Source organism: Massilia sp. KIM, assembly GCF_002007115.1.
GTDB lineage: Bacteria > Pseudomonadota > Gammaproteobacteria > Burkholderiales > Burkholderiaceae_D > Telluria.
The window spans coordinates 485,056-504,870 of the sequence record NZ_MVAD01000002.1 but is presented as its reverse complement, the minus strand read 5'-3'; the positions used below and the strand labels follow the sequence as shown (position 1 = coordinate 504,870).

The 19,815-nt window shown below is 66.4% G+C and carries 21 protein-coding genes; 5 read left to right on the top strand and 16 right to left on the bottom strand.

What is annotated here, in order from left to right; translation table 11 throughout:
- Positions 1 to 9 precede the first annotated feature (9 nt).
- The 3 genes from gmhB to B0920_RS16990 are packed head-to-tail and all read left to right on the top strand — an operon-like array spanning position 10 to position 2,293.
- Positions 10 to 552 carry a D-glycero-beta-D-manno-heptose 1,7-bisphosphate 7-phosphatase gene (gene gmhB, locus B0920_RS17000; RefSeq protein ID WP_078033845.1) on the top strand — a complete coding sequence of 181 codons (543 nt, stop codon included), beginning with the start codon at positions 10 to 12 and terminating at the stop codon, positions 550 to 552.
- 53 nt (positions 553 to 605) lie between these two features.
- The gene (locus B0920_RS16995; RefSeq protein ID WP_143745815.1) at positions 606 to 1,346 is read left to right on the top strand and encodes a 1-acyl-sn-glycerol-3-phosphate acyltransferase; all 741 of its coding nucleotides are present in this window, start codon (positions 606 to 608) and stop codon (positions 1,344 to 1,346) included.
- 44 nt (positions 1,347 to 1,390) lie between these two features.
- On the top strand, positions 1,391 to 2,293 hold the full coding sequence (locus B0920_RS16990; RefSeq protein WP_078033844.1) for a M48 family metallopeptidase: 903 nt from the start codon (positions 1,391 to 1,393) through the stop codon (positions 2,291 to 2,293).
- Between the two features lie 248 nt (positions 2,294 to 2,541).
- Here the strand turns inward: B0920_RS16990 and B0920_RS16985 are convergent, their stop codons facing one another.
- The 10 genes from B0920_RS16985 to rfbB form a co-directional block, all read right to left on the bottom strand.
- Positions 2,542 to 3,093 carry a YcxB family protein gene (locus B0920_RS16985; protein WP_078033843.1) on the bottom strand — a complete coding sequence of 184 codons (552 nt, stop codon included), beginning with the start codon at positions 3,091 to 3,093 and terminating at the stop codon, positions 2,542 to 2,544.
- A 50-nt stretch (positions 3,094 to 3,143) separates the two neighbouring features.
- Positions 3,144 to 4,412 carry a lipid IV(A) 3-deoxy-D-manno-octulosonic acid transferase gene (waaA, locus tag B0920_RS16980; protein WP_078033842.1) on the bottom strand — a complete coding sequence of 423 codons (1,269 nt, stop codon included), beginning with the start codon at positions 4,410 to 4,412 and terminating at the stop codon, positions 3,144 to 3,146.
- Positions 4,413 to 5,390, bottom strand: a complete 978-nt coding sequence (gene waaC, locus B0920_RS16975; RefSeq protein ID WP_078033841.1) for a lipopolysaccharide heptosyltransferase I — start codon at positions 5,388 to 5,390, stop codon at positions 4,413 to 4,415.
- Positions 5,391 to 5,400: 10 nt separating this feature from the next.
- Positions 5,401 to 6,783: a phosphomannomutase/phosphoglucomutase gene (locus tag B0920_RS16970; RefSeq protein WP_078033840.1), complete on the bottom strand. Its 1,383-nt coding sequence runs from the start codon at positions 6,781 to 6,783 to the stop codon at positions 5,401 to 5,403.
- A gap of 459 nt (positions 6,784 to 7,242) precedes the next feature.
- Positions 7,243 to 7,557 carry an H-NS family nucleoid-associated regulatory protein gene (locus B0920_RS16965; protein ID WP_078033839.1) on the bottom strand — a complete coding sequence of 105 codons (315 nt, stop codon included), beginning with the start codon at positions 7,555 to 7,557 and terminating at the stop codon, positions 7,243 to 7,245.
- An 84-nt stretch (positions 7,558 to 7,641) separates the two neighbouring features.
- Positions 7,642 to 8,736 carry a glycosyltransferase gene (locus B0920_RS16960; protein WP_078033837.1) on the bottom strand — a complete coding sequence of 365 codons (1,095 nt, stop codon included), beginning with the start codon at positions 8,734 to 8,736 and terminating at the stop codon, positions 7,642 to 7,644.
- Between the two features lie 186 nt (positions 8,737 to 8,922).
- Positions 8,923 to 9,780, bottom strand: a complete 858-nt coding sequence (gene rfbD, locus B0920_RS16955) for a dTDP-4-dehydrorhamnose reductase (protein WP_078033836.1) — start codon at positions 9,778 to 9,780, stop codon at positions 8,923 to 8,925.
- Positions 9,777 to 10,322 (bottom strand): dTDP-4-dehydrorhamnose 3,5-epimerase, encoded by a 546-nt coding sequence (gene rfbC / locus B0920_RS16950; RefSeq protein ID WP_078033834.1) that lies wholly within the window; start codon positions 10,320 to 10,322, stop codon positions 9,777 to 9,779. The genes rfbD and rfbC overlap by 4 nt, the downstream gene beginning before the upstream one ends.
- Positions 10,319 to 11,224 (bottom strand): glucose-1-phosphate thymidylyltransferase RfbA, encoded by a 906-nt coding sequence (gene rfbA / locus B0920_RS16945; RefSeq protein WP_078033833.1) that lies wholly within the window; start codon positions 11,222 to 11,224, stop codon positions 10,319 to 10,321. The genes rfbC and rfbA overlap by 4 nt, the downstream gene beginning before the upstream one ends.
- A complete protein-coding gene (gene rfbB / locus B0920_RS16940; protein WP_078033832.1) occupies positions 11,221 to 12,288 on the bottom strand; it encodes a dTDP-glucose 4,6-dehydratase in 1,068 nt (355 codons plus the stop codon). The genes rfbA and rfbB overlap by 4 nt, the downstream gene beginning before the upstream one ends.
- Before the next feature lie 103 nt (positions 12,289 to 12,391).
- Here rfbB and B0920_RS16935 point away from each other — a divergent pair, with 103 nt between their 5' ends.
- On the top strand, positions 12,392 to 13,237 hold the full coding sequence (locus B0920_RS16935; RefSeq protein ID WP_078033831.1) for a symmetrical bis(5'-nucleosyl)-tetraphosphatase: 846 nt from the start codon (positions 12,392 to 12,394) through the stop codon (positions 13,235 to 13,237).
- Positions 13,238 to 13,458: 221 nt separating this feature from the next.
- Here the strand turns inward: B0920_RS16935 and B0920_RS16930 are convergent, their stop codons facing one another.
- The 6 genes from B0920_RS16930 to B0920_RS16905 form a co-directional block, all read right to left on the bottom strand.
- Positions 13,459 to 14,193, bottom strand: a complete 735-nt coding sequence (locus tag B0920_RS16930; RefSeq protein ID WP_078033830.1) for a 1-acyl-sn-glycerol-3-phosphate acyltransferase — start codon at positions 14,191 to 14,193, stop codon at positions 13,459 to 13,461.
- A 66-nt stretch (positions 14,194 to 14,259) separates the two neighbouring features.
- Positions 14,260 to 15,540, bottom strand: a complete 1,281-nt coding sequence (locus B0920_RS16925) for a dihydroorotase (protein ID WP_078033829.1) — start codon at positions 15,538 to 15,540, stop codon at positions 14,260 to 14,262.
- 11 nt (positions 15,541 to 15,551) lie between these two features.
- Positions 15,552 to 16,517: an aspartate carbamoyltransferase catalytic subunit gene (locus B0920_RS16920; protein ID WP_078033828.1), complete on the bottom strand. Its 966-nt coding sequence runs from the start codon at positions 16,515 to 16,517 to the stop codon at positions 15,552 to 15,554.
- Positions 16,510 to 17,037, bottom strand: a complete 528-nt coding sequence (gene pyrR, locus B0920_RS16915; RefSeq protein ID WP_078033827.1) for a bifunctional pyr operon transcriptional regulator/uracil phosphoribosyltransferase PyrR — start codon at positions 17,035 to 17,037, stop codon at positions 16,510 to 16,512. Before pyrR ends, B0920_RS16920 begins: the two co-directional genes overlap by 8 nt.
- On the bottom strand, positions 17,024 to 17,416 hold the full coding sequence (gene ruvX / locus B0920_RS16910) for a Holliday junction resolvase RuvX (RefSeq protein WP_078033826.1): 393 nt from the start codon (positions 17,414 to 17,416) through the stop codon (positions 17,024 to 17,026). The genes pyrR and ruvX overlap by 14 nt, the downstream gene beginning before the upstream one ends.
- A complete protein-coding gene (locus B0920_RS16905) occupies positions 17,416 to 18,039 on the bottom strand; it encodes a YqgE/AlgH family protein (RefSeq protein ID WP_373887903.1) in 624 nt (207 codons plus the stop codon). Before B0920_RS16905 ends, ruvX begins: the two co-directional genes overlap by 1 nt.
- A 242-nt stretch (positions 18,040 to 18,281) precedes the next feature.
- Here B0920_RS16905 and B0920_RS16900 point away from each other — a divergent pair, with 242 nt between their 5' ends.
- Positions 18,282 to 19,736 (top strand): deoxyribodipyrimidine photo-lyase, encoded by a 1,455-nt coding sequence (locus B0920_RS16900; RefSeq protein ID WP_078033824.1) that lies wholly within the window; start codon positions 18,282 to 18,284, stop codon positions 19,734 to 19,736.
- Positions 19,737 to 19,815 lie beyond the last annotated feature (79 nt).

The window sequence follows — 19,815 nt, the reverse complement described above, 5'->3', positions numbered from 1 at the left end:
GGAAGTCCGATGAAACTCATCATCCTCGACCGGGACGGCGTCATCAACCACGATTCGCCCGACTTCATCAAGTCGCCGGCCGAGTGGATTCCGATCCCCGGTTCGCTGGAAGCGATCGCCCGCCTGAACCAGGCGGGCTATCAGGTCGTGATCGCCTCGAACCAGTCCGGCATCGCCCGCGAACTGTTCGACATCACGACCCTGAACGCGATCCACCAGAAGATGCACGCAGCCGCCCAGCTGGTCGGCGCGGACATCGACGCCATCTTCTTCTGCCCGCACGCGGCGATCGACAACTGCGACTGCCGCAAGCCCAAGGCTGGCATGTTCGAGGAGATCTCGAAGCGCTTCAAGATCAGCCTCAAGGGCGTGCCTACCGTGGGCGACTCGCTGCGCGACCTGCAGGCCGGCTTCATCATGGGCTGCGTGCCCTACCTGGTCCTGACCGGCAAGGGCGAGAAGACCAACGCCACCGGCGGCCTGCCGCCCGGCACCCAGGTCTTCCCCGACCTGGCGGCGATGGTGAGCGCGCTGCTCAAGGCCAGTCCATAATCTCGAGCGTCATCGCAGCACTACAAGAACCAAGCAATTCGTCCGGAGCCCCTTTGCGTACTTTCAGCCTGTTCCTGCGTTCCCTGTTGTTTACGATCGTGATGGTGGTGGCCACCGTGGTGTGGGCCTGCGTCTGCTTCCTGGCCGCGCCTCTCCCCTACAACAAGCGCTTCTGGGTGACCTCGCGCTGGAACGTCTTCATCATCTGGTGCGCCAAGGTCATCTGCGGCATCCGCTACGAGTTCAAGGGCTACGAGAACCTGCCGGATGCCCCGGCCATCATCCTGTCCAAGCACCAGTCGGCTTGGGAGACCATCTTCCTGCTGCCGAACCTCACGCGGCCGCTGGTCTACGTCTTCAAGAAGGAAATCCTGTACATCCCCTTCTTCGGCTGGGGCATGGCGCTGCTGCGCATGATCCCGATCGACCGCAAGCAGGGCAAGAATGCGTTCTCGCAAGTGGTCAGGCACGGTAGGCGCCGCCTGGCGGACGGCCAATGGATTATCATGTTCCCGGAAGGGACGCGCATCCCGGTCGGAGAAAAAGGGAAGTACAAGAGCGGCGGCACGCGCCTGGCTGTGGAAACCCAAACCGTCGTGGTGCCGATCGCGCATAATTCGGGCGAGTGCTGGCCCAAGAATTCCTTCATCAAGCGCCCGGGACTGGTCACCGTCTCGATCGGCAAGCCGATATCGCCAGATAACCACACTCCTGACAGCCTGATGCAAGAGGTCGAAAATTGGATAGAATCAGAAATGCGCGTCATTTCGCCCCACGTCTACAGAGGTGGCTAAGCGATATCAGCGCCCAGATCAGGAATTCAAGACCGCAGCACACCATGACCTCTTCCAAGATCGACGGGCACCAGCTGGAACTGTTTGCACAGGAATTCTTCGCAGCGCTCAAGCCTTCCGACAGGCCGGCGCCGCCTAGTCAACCGCTGTTCAAGGCGCCGCCAGCGCCGCCCCGCATCGCCCTGCCCGCGCCTCCCGTGGGCCCGAACGACCCTCCCCTGAAGCGCATCGTGCTCGGCCACCAGACGGTGGACTACGCCTTGCGCCGCTCCTCGCGCCGCTCGATCGGCTTCATGATCGACGACGACGGCCTGCGCGTGACGGCGCCGCGGCGGGTGAGCCAGATCGACATCGACAACGCGATCCGCGCCAAGCAGCGCTGGATCATGAGCAAGCTGCTCGAACGCGGCGAGCGCCGCGCCCAGCGCCAGCAAAGGCCGCCGATCGAGTGGAAGGACGGCGCGCGCCTGCCCTACCTGGGCGGCGAGATCACGCTACGCCTGGAGGAAGCCGCGCGCAGCCACTGCCAGTTCGACGCGGCCAACAGGGAACTGTGGATCGGCGTGGTGCCGGGGCTGTCGGAGTGGCAGCTCAAGGAGCGCATCAAGCTGTGGTTCCAGGCCGAGGCCAAGAAGCTGTTCAGGGAAAGACTGGATCATTACGCGCCGATGCTGGGCGTGACCTACAGCGCGCTGGCCCTGTCGTCGGCGGGCTCGCGCTGGGGCTCGTGCACGGTGCAGGGGAATATCCGGCTGAACTGGCGCCTGATCCACTATCCGCTGTCGCTGGTGGACTACGTGGTGGCGCACGAACTGGCGCACCTGCGCGAGATGAACCACAGCCCGGCGTTCTGGGCGACGGTGGGCGAGGTGTATCCGGATTACGACGGGGCGCGGCTGGCGCTGCGCAAGCAGTCGCACGAGATGCCGGTGTTGTTTGAGGATTGAAGCGCTTGTGAAGGCCGCCGGTGGGTGTGGGGCTGTTTTGACGCTGGTGGATTGAACTTGGGTTCCCGCCTTCGCGGGAACGACGTGCCAGGGGCCGCTGGTCAAATGTGGCTTAGCGCTGGTCGAATGGCTTAGCGTAAGGATCCGGAATCCGCGCCAGTCGACTCACTCCACGACAAACCAACGTCATCCCCGCGCAGGCGGGGATCCAAGTTTTCATGCATACCCGCGAACGCCCGCAAACACCCTCAGCGCAAACTCAACTCATGCCGCGCCGCCGCCAGCCCCTGCATCACCCCAAGCTGGGCATCCGACAGGCAGCGAAACGGAATCGGCAAGGTCCCGCGCTTGAGCACCATCATGAATCCGCGCGAATAAGTCCGCACCGCGCTCACATCGTCCCAGCCGATCAGCGTCACGCCCCCGCTGGTGCGCACGATCCCGTGCTCGTCGATGGTGAATTCGTAGGTGCGCTTGCCCCGCCCCAACATCACGAAATTGAGCGCCGCGCCGAGGGTGCTGCGCAGGCGCAGGAAGACGCTCGCGGGCCAGCGGATGCGCCGCCGGCGTATCAGCCAGCCCCCGTGCTGCCACATGAAGCTGCTGTACTCGCGCAGCGAATAGCGCACGAAAAAGTGGAGTTCGCCGAGCGGAAAAGCGCCGGCAATGGGCGGTGAAACCGAGAAGTCCTTGGGCTCAGCAGTGTCGGTCGTCTCGCGCGCCTGTTCCGCCTGGGCCGTGGCGACACGGGCGGCGGGTTTTCCTGTGCTGGCCGGTCTCGGGTGATTAAACGACAACATGGCGCATCCCCTTTTTGTTTTACCGAGCTCAGTGCAGATGGTAGCAAAACCTATCCGATTAGCTGTCGCAAGAGTTCAACAGTGCGCAGGGTAGCGCCCCGGTGCCTGCCGGCGAAGGCCAGGGCCTGCGCCCCCATCGCCTCGCGCGCCTGGGCGTCGCGCAGCAGGCGCGCCGCCTGCGCCACCAGGGCGGCCGCGCCGGACACCCGCAGCGCGCCGCCACTGGCCACCGCATCCTCGGTGGCGTCGGCGAAATTGAAGGTGTGCTCGCCCACCAGCACCGGCTTGCCCAGCGCGCAGGCTTCGATCAGGTTCTGCCCGCCCAGCGGCATCAGGCTGCCGCCGATGAAGGCGCAGTCGCAGGCGGCGTAATAGGCGAACATTTCGCCCATGGAGTCGCCCAGGAGCACGTCGGCGCCGTCCAGGCCGTTCTCGAGCTGGGAGCGGCGCGCCAGCCTCAGCCCCTGGGCCTCGACCAGCTTCGCCACTTCGTCGAAGCGCTGCGGATGGCGCGGCACGATCGCCAGCAGCGCGCCTTCCGGCTTGGCGGGCTGGCGGGTCCAGGCGTCCAGGATCAGGCTTTCCTCGCCCTCGCGGGTGCTGGCGCACAGGAACACCGGTCGCGCGCCGATCTGGCCGCGCAGCCAGGCGCCCTTCTCCAGCGCGGCGGCGGGCGGCACCACGTCGAACTTGATGCTGCCGGTGACCGCCACCCTGGGCGCGCCCAGCGAGCGGATGCGTTCGGCGTCGTCCTCGGTCTGGGCCGCGACCAGGGTGATGCCGCGGGCCGCTTCGGTCATCAGGGCCCCCATCTTCTGCCCGCGGCGCAGCGAACGCTCCGACAGGCGGGCGTTGGCCAGCACCACCGGCACGCCGGCGGCGGCGCAGCCATGGATCAGGTTCGGCCACACCTCGGTTTCCATCAGGATGACGGCGCGCGGACGGTGGCGGCGCAGGAAGCGGCCGACCATGAAACCGGTGTCGTAAGGGAGATAGGCCTGCACCACGCGCTTGCCGTGCTTCTCGAACAGGGCGCGGCCGGTGGCGCGGCCGGTCGGGGTCATGTGGGTGAGCAGGATGCGGCAGGCCGGGTACTCCGCCAGCAGGGCCTCGACCAGGGGTTCGGCGGCGCGCGTCTCGCCCACCGAGACCGCGTGCACCATGATGGTCATGGCCTCGTCAGGCTCGGGTCCGGCAGCGCCCAGGCGCTCGCCCCAGTGCTGGCGGTAGCCGGGCTCCTTGCGCCCGCGCCACCACAGGCGGCCCAGCACGGCGGGCAGCGCCAGCCACCACAGCGCGGAATACAGGGGACGCTTCATTTACTTGTCCAGCAGGCGGCGCGCCGCGGCGATCACCTCGGCGCTCGAGGGCGGGTCGCCCAGGTCGCCCAGGTTGACGATGCGCTCGGACCAGTTGCCCTCGGTCTTCCACTTGGGCGAATCGCAATAGATCTCGACCGTAGGACGGACGAAGGCGGCGGCGATGTGGGTCAGGCCGGTGTCGACGCCGATCGCCAGGGATGCATGCTGGGCCAGGGCCACCGCATCCATCATCGACAGCCGGGGCAGCACGCGGGCGTTGGGCAGGGCCTGGGCCAGGGCCTCGGCTTCGCGCAGCTCTTCTTCCGAGCCCCAGGGCAGCAGCACCGGCATCGGCGCCAGCGCCTGGCCGGTGGCGATCCAGTTCTCGCGCGCCCACTTCTTGGCGGCGCGTGCGGTGCCGTGGAAGAACACGGCGTAGTCTTCCTGCGGCAGGAAGGCCGGGCGCAGGGCTGTCTGCGGGGCCGGCAGGCCGAAGTCGGGCGCGCTGTCGACCGCGTAGCCGAGGGCCGCGCCGGCCACCAGGCGGCCGCGCGCCACCGCATGGGTGCGCGGGCTCAATGGAATGCTGTCGGTGTGGAAGATGCGCGAGATGCCCTCGTAGCCAGAGCCTTCGCTGCCGTTGGCCAGGCCGACCTTCTTGCCACCCTTGCGCACGCGCGCCGCGCCCATGATCACGCCGGTCTTGAGCAGCCCCTGGGTGTCAAACACGTAGTCGTATTCCTCTTCGCGCAGAGTGCGGAAGAAGGACTTGATCTCGGCGCGGACGGCCTTGTCGCCCAGGCGCTTGCGCCAGCGGCGCAGGGCCCAGGGGATGATTTTCCGGACGTGCGGGTTGAGCCGCACCAGGCTGACGTAGCCCTCCTCGACCACCCAGTCGATGGTGGCGCCGGGATGGTGGCGCAGCAGGTCGGCCACCATCGGCAGGTTGTGCAGCACGTCGCCCAGGGACGACACGCGCACCAGCAGGATCTTCAAGCGGACTTCCTCAGAACGGCAACTGGGCGTCCGGCTTGGCGGCCAGGATCACGCGCTTGAAGTCGGCCTGGATGCGCTCCAATGCCTGCGGATTCTCGCCCTCGAAGCGCAGCACCACCACCGGGGTGGTGTTGGACGAGCGCGCCAGGCCGAAGCCGTCCGCGTATTCCACGCGCAGGCCGTCGATGTCGACCACGCGCTCGGCGTCCGGGAATTTGGCGTCGGTGCGCAGCTTGTCGATCAGGGCGAAGTTCTCGCCTTCTTGCAGGTGCAGGTGCAGTTCCGGGGTGCTGCTGGCGATCGGCAGGCCGTTCAGGAGCGCAGACGGATCCTGCTCGCGGGTCAGGATCTCGAGCATGCGCGCGCCCGAGTACAGGCCGTCGTCGAAGCCGTACCAGCGGTCCTTGAAGAAGATGTGGCCGCTCATCTCGCCGCCCAGCGGGGCGCCGGTTTCCTTGAGCTTGGCCTTGACCAGGGAGTGGCCGGTCTTCCACATCAGCGGACGGCCGCCGTGCTGCTCGATCCAGGGGCCGAGGTGGCGGGTGCACTTGACGTCGTAGAGGATCTCGCCGCCCGGGTTGCGCGACAGGACGTCGGCCGCGAACAGCATCATCTGGCGGTCCGGGAAGATGATCTGGCCGTCCTTGGTGACGATGCCCAGGCGGTCGCCGTCGCCGTCGAAGGCCAGGCCCAGCTCGGCGTCGGTCTCCTGCAGGCATTTGATCAGGTCTTGCAGGTTTTCCGGGTGGGCCGGGTCCGGGTGGTGGTTCGGGAAGTGGCCGTCGACCTCGCAGAACAGCTCGATGACCTCGGCGCCCATGCGGCGGAACAGTTCCGGGGCGAAGGCGCCGGCGACGCCGTTGCCGCAGTCGACCGCGATCTTGATCGGGCGCGCCAGCTTGACGTCGCCCACGATGCGCTCGATGTAGGCGGCGCGGATGTCGTGGGTGGCGTAGCCGCCGCGCTGTTCGGCGATTTTCCCGTCGTAGGCGGCGATGCTGTCGTGCAGGCCCAGGATGGCGTCGCCGTAGATCGCTTCGCCTGCCATGACCATCTTGAAGCCGTTGTAGTCGGGCGGGTTGTGGCTGCCGGTGACCATGATGCCCGAGCGGGTATCGAGCACGTTGGTGGCGAAATAGACCATCGGGGTGGCGACCATGCCCAGGTCGATCACGTCGACGCCGGCGTCGCGCAGGCCGTCGCTCAGCGCGGCGGCCAGTTCCGGGCCGGACAGGCGGCCGTCGCGGCCGATCACGACCTTGCGCTCTCCCTTGGCCAGGGCGGCGGCGCCGAAGGCGCGGCCGATATGGCGCGCGATGCCGGCATCGAGCGTCTTGCCGATGACGCCGCGGATGTCATAGGCCTTGAAGATCGTTTTGGAGAGAGCGAGCATTTTCTTCCTTGAGGAACGGGAGCGGAGCGGCGCCGCGCAGGCTTGCGCACGGCGGTGTGCCGTCAGACCGCGAAAAGTTGGATGAATGACAAAACGATCGCTATTGTAACGGGAAGCGGGCGGTCCATGTGTACGGAAAGGTAGTAGGACGTCTTGTTTTGTCGGCGTCGAATCGCCGGACCGGGGCTCTTCACGCTCGTCCCGCAGCCCCAAAACGTCGTCCCCGCGAAGGCGGGGACCCAAGTTTGCGCGCATCTCGACGACGCAGGCAGAACTTGGGTCCCCGCCTGCGCGGGGACGACGTATTAAAGCTAGTGGCCGACGTAGTAAAGCTAGTGGCCGACGTATTAGAGCTAGCGGCCGACGTATTAAGGCTACCGGGCCGACGTATTGAGGCTACCGGGCCGACGTTTGGATGCTACTGGGCCAAGCTTTTAAATGCCGACCGGGCAATGAAGCTCAAACGCGCAGCTTGTCCAGCGATTTACCGCCTTCGACCCATTCCTTGACCCACTTCGGCTGACGGCCGCGGCCGGTCCACTGCTGGGACGCATCATCCGGATTGCGGTAACGTACCGCCACGGTCGCGCCCTTGTTGCCGCCGCGGCCGGCACTTGCGATCAGGTCTTTCAGCGGAACGCCGACGCTTTGCGCGATGGCCAGGATCTGCTCGCGCGCCTTTTGAACTTCCTGCACTTCACGCTTCTTCATCTCCTGCTTGATTTGCTCCTGCAGGTTGCGCAAATCGCCCACGGACATATTCGACAGATCCATCATTCTTTCCTCATTCGTCAAGATTGAAATACACGCAGTGATTCTCACCAATTCTCGCAATATACTAACATCAATATCTGAGAGCTAGTCCTTCTTGCGTAAAAAAAGCCAGCGCGGGGACTTAAATCGAACAATACGTACATACAACCAGACGTAACTGATAATAAACAACAAACTGAAGAACATCAACCAGCCAGTATTTTCCCATAACACGGTTGCCGGTATCACCGCCATCAGAGAAAACAGCCATAAATATGGAGAAGTGCGCGCATTGCGTTTCATCAAAGCCCGTGCTTCGCGCGATCCTACCGTCCATTGCACAATACGGCGGAATATCAGGCTATGTAAATGTATTCCATCGGGCATCGCCGGCGACTTACCTCGCACAAACATTCTGCGATAGGCGGAAAATATGGTTTCGAAAGCAGGATAAATCAGCAGCAATGCCGCATACCAGGTCGACACTTCGGGATTGCGCATCACCAGCAGCAGGGTCAGCTCGGCCAGCAGAAAGCCGATGAAGTAGGCGCCGCCGTCGCCCAGGAATATCAGGCCCACCGGATAATTCCAGATCAGGAAGCCGGCCGTGGCGCCGGCCACCGTCAACGCCATCACCAGCACATACATGTCGCCGACCTGAAACGCGACATAAGCGAGCGAGATCAGCATGAAAATGCTGACCACACTGGCCAGTCCGTTGAAGCCGTCGATGATATTCACGGCATTGGCGATACCCGATACCGCCAGCACCGTCAGCGGCAGCACGATCCATACCGATTCCAGCGGCATCACGCCCCAGGGAAAATCGATACGGTCCAGGCGCGCATCGAGCAGCAGATAAGCCAGCAGCGCGGCGAACATCGTCAGCAGCAGGCGGCGCGATGGCGCCACCCTGCCGGTGAGATCCTCGGCAATACCGCCCGACAGCGCAATCGCGCCGCAGGCGATCAATCCCATCATCCACGGCGCCATTTCCGGCTCCCTGAACACGGTAATGCCGGCCGCCGTCAGGACCGCCAAAAAGATCGGCACGCCGCCGATGCGGGCCACCGCGTGGGTGTGGACTTTCTGGACGCCGTCGATATCGCTGTCGAGGGCCATCCCGAATCGTTTGGCGAACTTAATCACCAGCAGAGTCAGCACTGCTCCGGACAGGAAGCTGACGAAGAATGAGAACATATTATTATTTTCTTTCGGCGCTCATGCTTTACCCGCTTTCCGTCGACGGGCTTGGAACAGCACGGCACTCTTATCAAGGAGGAAATTCGGAACCCATTGTACCGGAACGGCAGAGCAAATCCGCATGCGCCGAGAATCGCGCCGCCGCGCTTGGAACTGAGTCAATCGGGCGCCGGCCCTGGCACGCTAGTGCATGCACAGCGCGAGCGACTCGCGCCAATCCGGCAGACGGCAAAAACGCTGGGTCAGCTTGCTGCAATCCAGACGCGAATTGCGGGGCCGCCGCGCGGCGGCCGGATAGGCGCTGGAGGGAATCGGCGCCACGCGGCAGGCGCTGCCGCTTTCTTCCATGATCGCTTGGGCGAATCCGGCCCAGCTGGTTTCGCCCTGGGCGGCCAAGTGGTAGGTGCCGCGCTGCTCGCGCCACCACCTGGGGCCGCCGGCCTGGGCCTGGACCAGGATGTGGGCCGTGGTCTGGGCCACGGTGCGGCTCCAGGTCGGCGCGCCGACCTGGTCGTCGACCACGCGCACTTCCTCGCGCTCGGCCGCCAGGCGCAGCATCGTGCGCAGGAAGTTATTCCCGCGCATGCCGTAGACCCAGCTGGTGCGCAGGATCAGGTAGGGTGCACCGGAGGCGATGATGGCCTGCTCGCCCAGCAGCTTGGTTTCGCCATACACATTGATCGGGCTGGCGCGGTCGCCTTCGGTGTAGGGGCCTTCCTTGTCGCCGCTGAACACGTAATCGGTCGAAAAATGGACCAGGGCCGCCCCCACCTCGCGCGCCTGCAGGGCCATCACGCCCGGCGCCTGGGCGTTGACGCGCAGCGCCAGCTCGGGCTCGCTCTCGGCGCGGTCCACCGCCGTGTAGGCGGCGGCGTTGACGATCAGGTCGGGGCGCAGGGCACGCACGGCGTCACGCACGGCATCGAGGTCGGCGAGGTCGAGGCGCGCGCGGTTGCAGGCGACGATCTCGCCCAAGCCCTGCAGGCAGCGCAGCAGCTCGTAGCCGACCTGGCCGTCCGCCCCGGTGAGCAGGATCTTCACCGGAACACCTCGGCCCGGGCCAGCGGCACGCCTTCGCGGTCCTTGGCCGACAGGATGGGCTCGCCCTGCAGCGGCCAGGCGATGGCGAGGGCGGGGTCGTTCCACAGCAGGGTGCGCTCGTGCGCGGGCGACCAGAACTCGGTGGTCTTGTACAGGCACTCGGCCTCCTCGCTGAGGGTGAGGAAGCCGTGGGCGCAGCCGGGCGGCACCCAGAGCTGGCGCCGGTTGGCGGCCGAGAGCTCGGTGCCGATCCAGCGCCCGAAGCTGGGCGAGGCGGCGCGCAGATCGACCACCACGTCGTAGACGGCGCCAGCGATCACCCGCACCAGCTTGCCCTGGGGGACGCTGACCTGGTAATGCAGGCCGCGCACCACGCCGCGCCGCGACTTCGAGTGGTTGTCCTGCACGAACACCGGCTCGAAGCCGGCCGCCTCGCGAAAGCGCCGCGCGTTGTAGCTCTCGAAGAAGAAGCCGCGCTCGTCGTCGAACACCTGCGGTTCGAGCAGCAGCACGCCCTCGAGCGCGGTCGGCGTGCAGTTCATCTGGGCACCCGGTCGCCCAGCACGCGCATCAGGTACTGGCCGTATCCGCTCTTCTTGAGCGGCTCGGCCAGGCGCTCCAGGTCGCCGGCGTCGATGTAGCCGCGCCGATAGGCGACCTCTTCCGGCACGCCGATCTTGAGGCCCTGGCGGTGCTCGATGGTCGAAATGAACTGCGAGGCGTCCAGCAGGGAATCGCAGGTGCCGGTATCGAGCCAGGCGAAGCCGCGCCCCATCAGCTCGACCTGCAGGGTGCCGGCCTCGAGATAGGTGCGGTTGACGTCGGTGATCTCCAGCTCGCCCCGGCCCGAAGGACGGATGGAGGCCGCGATGTCGCTGGCCTGGCCGTCGTAGAAATACAGGCCGGTGACGGCGTAATTGGACTTGGGCTGGGCCGGCTTTTCCTCGATTGAGAGGGCGCGGAACTTGGCGTCGAATTCCACCACGCCATAGCGCTGCGGATCGAGCACGTGGTAAGCGAACACGGTGGCGCCCTCCTCGCGGGCGGCGGCCGCCGCCAGGCTTTGTTCGAGACCGTTACCGTAATACAGGTTGTCGCCGAGGATCAGGGCCGAGGGCTCGCCGTTCACGAACTGGCGGCCGATCAGGTAGGCCTGGGCCAGGCCGTCCGGCGAGGGCTGGACCGCGTACTGGAAGTTCAGGCCCCACTGGCTGCCGTCGCCCAGCAGTTGCTGGAAGCGCGGCAAGTCCTGGGGCGTGGAGATGACCAGGATGTCGCGTATCCCTGCCAGCATCAGCGTGGTGATCGGGTAATAGATCATCGGCTTGTCATAGACCGGCAGCAGTTGCTTGGACACGGCCACCGTCATCGGATACAGCCGGGTGCCCGAGCCGCCGGCCAGGATGATGCCGCGGCGCCTGGTGCGCGCTGTGCCTGTGCTCATGCTACCTCCCCTCGCTTGCCGTAATTGCGTTCGACCCACTCCAGGTAGGCGCCGGTCTGGACATGGCTGACCCAGTCGCCATGCGCCAGGTACCAGCGCACGGTGTCCTCGAGGCCGGCGGCGAAGCTGTGCGCGGGCTCCCAGCCGAGCTCGCGGCGGATCTTGCCGGCGTCGATCGCATAGCGCCGGTCGTGGCCGGGACGATCGGCCACGAAGGCGATCTGCTCGTGCCGGCTGTGGGCCGCCGGTACGAGCCGGTCGAGGATATCGCAGAGCGTGCCCACCACCTTGAGGTTGGTCATTTCGCTCGAGCCGCCCACGTTGTACACCTCGCCGGGTTTGCCCGCCTCGAGCACGCGGCGGATGGCCGCGCAGTGGTCGCCCACATACAGCCAGTCGCGCACCTGCTGGCCGTCGCCATACACCGGCAGCGGCTTGCCGGCGAGCGCGTTGGCGATCATCAGGGGAATCAGCTTCTCGGGGAACTGGTAGGGGCCGTAGTTGTTCGAGCAGTTCGTGGTCAGGGTCGCCAGGCCATAGGTATGGTGGTAGGCGCGCACCAGGTGGTCCGAGGCGGCCTTCGAGGCGGCGTAGGGGCTGTTCGGCGCATAGGGCGTGGTTTCGGAGAAAGCCGGATCCTGCGGCCCCAGGCTGCCGTAGACTTCGTCGGTGGACACGTGCAGGAAGCGGAACGCGGCGCGTTCCTCGCCGCTCAGGCCGGCCACGTGGGCGCGCGCTGCTTCCAGCAGCGACAAGGTGCCCTGGACATTGGTCTGCACGAATTCGCCCGGCGCGAGAATCGAGCGGTCGACGTGGCTCTCGGCCGCGAAGTGCAGGATCGCGCGCGGCCGGTACTGGCGCAGCAGTTGCGCCACCAGTTCGCCGTCGCCGATGTCGCCGCGCACGAAGACGTGGCGGGGGTCGTCCTGCAGGCTTGCGAGGTTCTCCAGGTTGCCCGCATAGGTGAGCTTGTCGAGATTGACGACGGGCTCATCCGACTGGGCCAGCCAGTCCAAAATGAAATTTGCCCCGATAAAACCGGCACCGCCAGTGACCAAAATCATTTAGTATCCGCCAAAGCTATGAGTTCACCAGCCATTCTACGTGATCTCGATTCCAACCATCGACAAGGCGGCAGGGCCTGGCAGTCCTGTGCCGGACAAGAACATGAAAACCTATGCCATCGGCGACCTCCAGGGCTGCGCCCACGAAGCCCAGCTGCTGCTCGACCGCATCCACGAGGATGCGGGCGGCGAGGCGCGCATTCTCTTCGTGGGCGACCTGATCAACCGCGGCCCCGATTCCCTGACCGCGCTGCGGCGCATGAAGGCGCTGTCCGAATCCAGCAATGGCCGGGTCGAGGCCCTGCTCGGCAACCACGACCTGCACCTGATCGCGGTGGCGGTGGGGGCGCAGCGCGTCAGCCGCTCCGACACCCTGGACGAGATCCTGGCCGCGCCCGACCGCGACGAGCTGATCGCCTGGCTGCGCCGGCGCCCGCTGGCGATGTTCGTCGACGCCCACCTTTTGGTGCACGCCGGCGTGCCGCCGCAGTGGGACGCGGCCCAGACCATGGCCCTGGCCGGCGAGGTCGAGGCGGCGCTGCGCGGCGAGGGCTGGATCGATTTCCTGCGCGAGATGTACGGCAACCAGCCGGCGCGCTGGGACGACGGCTTGACCGGCATGGCGCGCCTGCGCTGCATCGTCAACGCGCTTACGCGCATGCGGCTGTGCGCGCCGGATGGGAGCATGGATTTCGAGCACAAGGAAAGCGGGACGGGGCCGGAAGGCTCGGGGCTGCTGCCCTGGTTCGTCCTGCCGCAGCGGCGCACGGCCGATGTGACCGTGGTGTTCGGGCACTGGTCGGCGCTGGGGCTGGTGCTCAGGCCGAATCTGGTGGGGCTGGACAGCGGCTGCGTGTGGGGCGGGAAGCTGACGGCGGTGTGTTTGGATGACCGGTCGCTGTTGCAGGTGGATTGCCCCGAGTATCAGGAGCATGGCGGGAAGAAGTGAAGCCGCCCGGCCTCCCAAGCATGCGATAGCGTTTGCCACGCCTGTTAGCCAAAACACGTCATTCCCGCGCAGGCGGGAATCCAAGTTTGCCAGCGTCTCGTCGGCGCACGCAGAACTTGGATTCCCGCCTGCGCGGGAATGACGGCTTTGACGCTAACAATGAAAATTTGAGCTATCGACTGCGGTTGTGACGCACAACCGCTTTAGGCCGACCCCGCCGCTCAGCGCGCCTGCAACTGACCAGCCACCGCGTCCTGCGCCTGCTGCGCCAACTCCCTCCGGTGCGCCCCTTCGCTGCCGAGCGCCGGCAGGCAGCTCAGGCGGGCGCGGATCGGTGGCCCCTGGAGCACAGTGAACAGGCTGTCCACAAAGCTCGTGTCCCCCACGTAGTCGACCGAGGGATGATAGGCCCCACGCTCGTCCACATACGCCAGCGCGTAGGGCTGCACCGGCACCCCGGCATCGATCGCCGCCTCGAACAGGTTGGCGTGGAAGGGCAGCACCTCCCCCTGCCTTCCGGTCGTCCCTTCCGGGAACAGGGCCACTCGCTGCCCCTGCTGCAGCACCTCGACCAGCCCCTTGAACACATGGCGCAGTTCGCGCCGGTTGCCGCGCGCGATGAACACCGTGCCGGCCGCCGCAGCCAGCCAGCCTAGCACCTGCCAGCCGCGGATCTCGGCCTTGGCCACGAAGCGGCACGGATGCAGGGCGTTGATGACGAAGATGTCGAGCCAGGACACGTGGTTGGCCACGATCAGCGCGTGCTCGAGCACCGGCGCCCCTGGCGCCTGCTCGACCTCGATGCGGCACAGGCGCAGCAGGCGGCGCGACCAGGAACGGGTCATGCGCTCGCGCTCGCGCAGCGGAACGATGGGGAATACCAGCCCGGCCCTGACCAGGCCTTCGATCAGGTGGACGGCGACGCGCGCGAGGCGCCAGGCGAGGCGGATCTTCAAGTCGGAATCAAGGAATGATGGCCGCGCGCGCCGCGCAATGCGGCGGCGCGCGCAGGCCGGCGCCGGTCAGCGCTGGAACGCGACCTGGCCACGCACGATGGTGGCGCGCACCTGCCCCGCCAGCTCGTAGCCGAGGAAAGGCGTGTGCTTGCCCTGGCTGGCCAGGGCCGCGCCGTTGACGGTCCAGCGCAGCGCGGGATCGAACAGCACCACGTCGGCCGCGGCGCCCACCGCCAGCGAACCCGCCGGCAGGCCGGCGACGCGCGCGGCGTCGACCGTGACCTTGGCGAGCGCGCGCGGCAGCGCGTCCTGGCCCTGCTGTTCGCCGGCCCACTTGAGCATCAGGGCCAGCAGCAATTCCAGGCCGGTGGCGCCGGGCGAGGCTTCGCCGAAGGGCAGCAGCTTCTCGTCGTCGTCGACCGGGGTGTGGTCCGAGCACACCGCGTCCACGGTGCCGTCCAGCAGCGCGGCGCGGATCGCGTCGCGGTCGCGCTGGGCGCGCAGCGGCGGAGTCAGGCGAGCGTTGGAGTCGAAGAAGCCGATGTCGGCGTCGGTCATGTGCAGGTGGTGCACGCCGACGTCGCAGGTGACCGGCAGGCCTTCCTTCTTGGCCGCCTTGACCAGCTCCAGGCCGGCCGCCGAGGACATCCGGCACAGGTGCACGCGGGCGCCGGTGGCGCGCATCAGTTCGAAGATGGTGTGCAGGGCGATGGTCTCGGACATCACCGGCACGCCCGACAGGCCCAGGCGCGAGGCCAGCGGGCCGCTGTGGGCCACGCCGCCGCGGCCGATGTGCGGGTCCTGCGGACGCAGCCAGACGGTGTAGCCGAAGGTCTTGGCGTACTGCATGGCGCGCAGCAGCACGGTGGTGTCGAGGATAGGCTCTTCGGCCTGGGCGAAGCCGATGCAGCCGGCTTCGGTGAGTTCGGCCATCTCGGTCAGGGCCTGGCCCTTCAGGCCCACGGTGAGCGCGCCCAGCGGATGCACGTGGGCCTGGTTCAGGATGCGCGCGCGGTGCTTGAGCATCTCCACCAGGCCCGGCTCGTCCAGCACCGGATCGGTGTCGGGCGGGCACACCAGGGTGGTCACGCCGCCCTGCATGGCGGCCTGCATTTCCGATTCCAGCGTGGCCTTGTATTCATAACCCGGCTCGCGCAGGCGCGCCGAGAGGTCGACCAGGCCGGGGGCGACCACCAGGCCGGCCGCGTCGATGGTCTGGTCCGCCGCGAAGCCGGCCGGAGCGCTGCCGATCGCGGCGATCTTGCCGTCGGCGATGAAAAGGTCCTGGGTTGCGTCGATGCCCTGCGCCGGGTCGATCAGTCGCCCGTTCTTGATATGAAGTTTCATCCGTGCGAAGTTCAAGTCCTGCCTCCTGCCAAAATGCTCATGACTGCCATGCGTACCGCGATGCCGAAGGTGACCTGGGGAAGAATCACCGCCTGGCTGCCGTCCGCCACCGCCGAGTCGATCTCGACGCCGCGGTTCATCGGGCCGGGGTGCATCACGATCGCGTCCGGCTTGGCCAGGGCCAGGCGTTCCGGGGTCAGGCCGTAGCTCTTGAAGTATTCCTGGGCCGAGGGCAGCAGCGCTCCGCTCATGCGTTCGTTCTGCAGGCGCAGCATGATGATGACATCGACGTCCTTCAGGCCTTCGTCGATGTTGGTGAACAGGCGCACGCCCATCTGTTCCAGGCCGCCCGGCAGCAGGGTATGCGGGCCGATGGCGCGCACTTCCGGCACGCCCAGGGTGGTCAGGGCGTGGATGTCCGAGCGCGCCACGCGGCTGTGCAGGATGTCGCCCACGATGGCCACGCGCAGGTTGGTGAAATCCTTCTTGTAGTGGCGGATCGTGTACATGTCGAGCAGGCCCTGGGTCGGGTGCGCGTGGCGCCCGTCGCCCGCGTTCACCACGTGCACGTGGGACTGTTTGGTGCGGTTCAGGTGCTGGGCGATCAGGTAGGGCGCGCCCGACTGCGCGTGGCGCACCACGAACATGTCGGCGTGCATGGCCGACAGGTTGTCGATGGTGTCCAGCAGCGATTCGCCCTTGGCGGTCGAGGAGGCCTGGATGTTCAGGTTGATCACGTCGGCCGACAGGCGCTTGGAGGCGATCTCGAAGGTGGTGCGGGTGCGGGTCGAGTTTTCGAAGAACAGGTTGAACACGCTCTTGCCGCGCATGAGCGGCACCTTCTTCACCTCGCGGTCCGAGATGCTGACGAAGCTCGACGCGGTGTCGAGGATGTGATCGATGTGCGACTTCTTCAGTCCCTCGATGGTGAGCAGGTGCTGCAGCTCGCCGTGTGTGTTCAGTTGCGGGTTATGCATGTGCGGCAGTGTCTTCTTCGATGGTGAGCGAGAGTTGGCCGGCGTCGTCGCGCTGCAGCGACAGCGACTGGTTCGGCCCCAGGGTGGCGCGGGTGCCCACGAAGTCCGCGGCCACCGGCAGTTCGCGTCCGCCGCGGTCGGCCAGGGCGGCCAGGCGGATGGCCGCCGGGCGGCCGTAGTCGAACAGCACGTTGATCGCGGCGCGCACCGTGCGGCCGGTCTGCAGCACGTCGTCGACCAGCACGATGGTGGCGCCGTCGACCGGGAAGCGGATGTGGGTCGGCTTGACGTCCGGGTGCAGGCCCTTCTTGGCGTAGTCGTCGCGGTAGAACGAGACGTCGATCGAGCCCAGGCGCGCGCCCAGGTCGAGGTCGCGCGCCAGGCGTTCGGCCAGCCAGGCGCCGCCGGAGTGGATGCCGACGATGGCGGCGTCGCGCACGCCGTCCAGGCCGGCGCGCACCTGGCCCAGCAGCTCGCGGTAGAGCGCTTCGGCGTCGTAATCGGGTTTAGATGTTGGCATGATCGTCAAAGTATTGTTGCAAAATGATGGCGGCCGCCTTGGCGTCGATGACTTCGCCGCGTTTGGCGGGAATCACGGCCGAGGAATAGCGCTCGTCGACCAGCTCGACCGGCAGATTGAAGCGGCCGTGGAGCTGGTTGGCGAAGCGGCGCGAACGCATGGTCATGTCGTGCTCGGCGCCATCGGGATGGCGCGGCTCGCCCACGACCAGGCGCGCCGGACGCCATTCGTCGATCAGGTCGCCGATGACCTTGAACCGGGTTGCATTGTCGAGCGCCTTGATGACGGTCAGAGGCTGGGCTTGCCCGGTCAGGGTGTTGCCCATGGCAATGCCGATACGCTTGACACCGAAGTCGAAGCCGAGAACGATGTCAACCATTACGCATGGCCGGCTTCGGAGGCGAGCATCAGGGGGTCGATTCCCAGCAGTTTGATGGCGGCGGTATAGCGTTCTTCGATCGGCAGGTCGAACAGCACGCGGGCGTCGGCGCCCACGGTCAGCCAGCCGTTGCGGGCGATTTCCTCTTCGAGCTGGCCCGGGCTCCAGCCGGCGTAGCCGATCGACACCAGCATGCGCTTGGGGCCGCCGCCGCTGGCCACGGCCTCGAGCACGTCGATGGAGGTGGTGAAGGCGACGTCCTCGGTGACGTTGAGCGAGGACGAATAGCGTCCGCCGGGCGAATGCAGCACGAAGCCACGGTCGTCCTGGACCGGGCCGCCGAACATGATCGGCTCGTTGACCACGCTCGAGCGCAGGCCTTCGGCCAGCTTGAGGTCGATGCGGTCGAACAGGACGTCCATGGTCATGTCGGTCGGCTTGTTGATGACCACGCCCAGCACGCCCTTCTCGTTGTGCTCGCAGACGTAGACCACGGTGCCGCCGAAGATCGGATCCTGGATGGTCGGCATGGCGATCAGGAAGTGATTCGCCAGGTTCAGGCCCGAGGGTGCGGGCCCGGGCATCGCCAGCGTATCGTCCTGTTCCGGGGGCATACCGGGCATGGGTAGAGTTTTGCCAACTTTGCTTTTTTTCATACGCGTACTCTCACAGGGCTCACTCTGGTTGAACGACCGCTCAGGCTCAAGCTTGGTATTCAGACAACCTTATTCCAGCCAACAACATTATGCTTTTCGATAGTTTACACTGATTTGACCCGCTGACCATTGAAGCATCCTCATTCCGGGGTCCTGCTGCGCCTATCCTCGCCGCTACAATCGGCGCTGCCTTGACTTCGAGCACAATGATGAAAAATAACAAGACTTTGGTCTGGTTCCGACGCGACCTTCGGGCCTTCGACCAGGCCGCCCTGTACCAGGCCCTGGCCACTTCCGGCAGCGTGTACTGCGCGTTCGTGTATGACACCGACATCCTGGCGGGGCTGCCGCGCGACGATGCGCGCCTGCGTTTCATCCATGCCAGCCTGGCCAGCCTGGATGGGGAACTGCGCCGCCTGGGCGGTTACCTGATCGTGCGCCACGGGCGCGCGGTCGACGCGATTCCGGCACTGGCCGAAGAGCTGGGCGTGGATGCCGTCTACGTTAACGAGGATTATGAGCCGGATGCCATCGAACGCGACGCACAGGTGGCTGAACAGCTCTTGTCCCGAGGATGCGGCTTTCTCAGCCACAAGGATCAGGTCATTTTCGCCAAGGATGAGGTGCTGACCCAGATGGGCCAGCCGTTTTCCGTCTTCACGCCCTACAAGAACGCCTGGCTCAAGCGCCTGGCAGCGATGCCGGACACCCTGGCGGCCTACCCGGTCGATGCCTGCGCGCATGCTTTCGCCGCGCCGCAGGGCCCAGCCCGACTGCCGGCCCTGGCCGAGATCGGCTTCGAGGATGGCGAGCCGCCCTTGCCCGCCGGCATGGAAGGCGCGGAAACGATGTTCGAGGACTTCCTCGAGCTGCTGGCCGATTACGGCCGGGCGCGCGATTTCCCGGCCGAGGACGCGACCTCGCGGCTGTCGGCCCACCTGCGCTTCGGGACCACCTCGGTGCGCCACCTGGTGCGCACGGCGCGCCAGATGATCGACGCGGGGCGCGGCGGCGAAGGCGCGGCGGTCTGGCTGTCGGAGCTGATCTGGCGCGACTTCTACGCGATGATTCTCTACCGCAATCCGCAGGTCGCCACGCGCTCCTTCAAGCCGGCCTTCGACGCCGTGCGCTGGGAGGATGGCCCCGAGGCCGAGGCGCTGTTCGCCGCCTGGTGCGAGGGCCGCACCGGCTATCCACTGGTGGACGCGGCGATGGCGCAGCTCAACCGGACGGGTTTCATGCACAACCGGCTGCGCATGGTGACCGCCAGCTTCCTGGTGAAGGATCTCGGGATCGACTGGCGGCGCGGGGAGCGCTACTTCGCGCTCAAGCTGAACGACTACGACATGGCGTCCAACAACGGCGGCTGGCAATGGGCGGCCTCGACGGGCTGCGACGCCCAGCCGTGGTTCAGGATCTTCAACCCGGTGACGCAGTCGCAGAAATTCGACGCGCGCGGCGACTTCATCCGGCGCATGCTGCCGGAACTCCGGGCGCTGGATGCGAAGGAGATCCACGCGCCCTGGCTGGCGGCGCCGGACACCCTGAAGGCCAAGGGCGTGGTGCTGGGCAAGACCTACCCGGCCCCGGTGGTCGATCACGATGCGGCGCGCAAGCGGACACTGGAGAGGTTCGGCGTGGTGAAAAAGGTGGCTGACGAGTAGGACGGTGGCGTGCCGGCAAACTTGGGTTCCCGCCTCCGCGGGAACGACGTTCGAGGGACCCGTACTAACATTGCTCATG

Excerpts from the sequence above, each read along its gene's own strand:
- B0920_RS16900 (WP_078033824.1), top strand. The coding sequence starts at position 18,282 with ATGAAAAATAACAAGACTTTGGTCTGGTTCCGACGCGACCTTCGGGCC.
- B0920_RS16920 (WP_078033828.1), bottom strand. The coding sequence starts at position 16,517 with ATGCATAACCCGCAACTGAACACACACGGCGAGCTGCAGCACCTGCTC.
- B0920_RS16965 (WP_078033839.1), bottom strand. The coding sequence starts at position 7,557 with ATGGATCTGTCGAATATGTCCGTGGGCGATTTGCGCAACCTGCAGGAG.
- waaA (WP_078033842.1), bottom strand. The coding sequence starts at position 4,412 with ATGAAGCGTCCCCTGTATTCCGCGCTGTGGTGGCTGGCGCTGCCCGCC.
- pyrR (WP_078033827.1), bottom strand. The coding sequence starts at position 17,037 with ATGCCAACATCTAAACCCGATTACGACGCCGAAGCGCTCTACCGCGAG.
- rfbC (WP_078033834.1), bottom strand. The coding sequence starts at position 10,322 with ATGAACTGCACGCCGACCGCGCTCGAGGGCGTGCTGCTGCTCGAACCG.
- B0920_RS16935 (WP_078033831.1), top strand. The coding sequence starts at position 12,392 with ATGAAAACCTATGCCATCGGCGACCTCCAGGGCTGCGCCCACGAAGCC.
- B0920_RS16905 (WP_373887903.1), bottom strand. The coding sequence starts at position 18,039 with ATGCCCGGTATGCCCCCGGAACAGGACGATACGCTGGCGATGCCCGGG.
- B0920_RS16925 (WP_078033829.1), bottom strand. The coding sequence starts at position 15,540 with ATGAAACTTCATATCAAGAACGGGCGACTGATCGACCCGGCGCAGGGC.
- B0920_RS16990 (WP_078033844.1), top strand. The coding sequence starts at position 1,391 with ATGACCTCTTCCAAGATCGACGGGCACCAGCTGGAACTGTTTGCACAG.
- B0920_RS16985 (WP_078033843.1), bottom strand. The coding sequence starts at position 3,093 with ATGTTGTCGTTTAATCACCCGAGACCGGCCAGCACAGGAAAACCCGCC.
- rfbA (WP_078033833.1), bottom strand. The coding sequence starts at position 11,224 with ATGAGCACAGGCACAGCGCGCACCAGGCGCCGCGGCATCATCCTGGCC.
- ruvX (WP_078033826.1), bottom strand. The coding sequence starts at position 17,416 with ATGGTTGACATCGTTCTCGGCTTCGACTTCGGTGTCAAGCGTATCGGC.
- gmhB (WP_078033845.1), top strand. The coding sequence starts at position 10 with ATGAAACTCATCATCCTCGACCGGGACGGCGTCATCAACCACGATTCG.
- B0920_RS16960 (WP_078033837.1), bottom strand. The coding sequence starts at position 8,736 with ATGTTCTCATTCTTCGTCAGCTTCCTGTCCGGAGCAGTGCTGACTCTG.
- rfbB (WP_078033832.1), bottom strand. The coding sequence starts at position 12,288 with ATGATTTTGGTCACTGGCGGTGCCGGTTTTATCGGGGCAAATTTCATT.
- B0920_RS16970 (WP_078033840.1), bottom strand. The coding sequence starts at position 6,783 with ATGCTCGCTCTCTCCAAAACGATCTTCAAGGCCTATGACATCCGCGGC.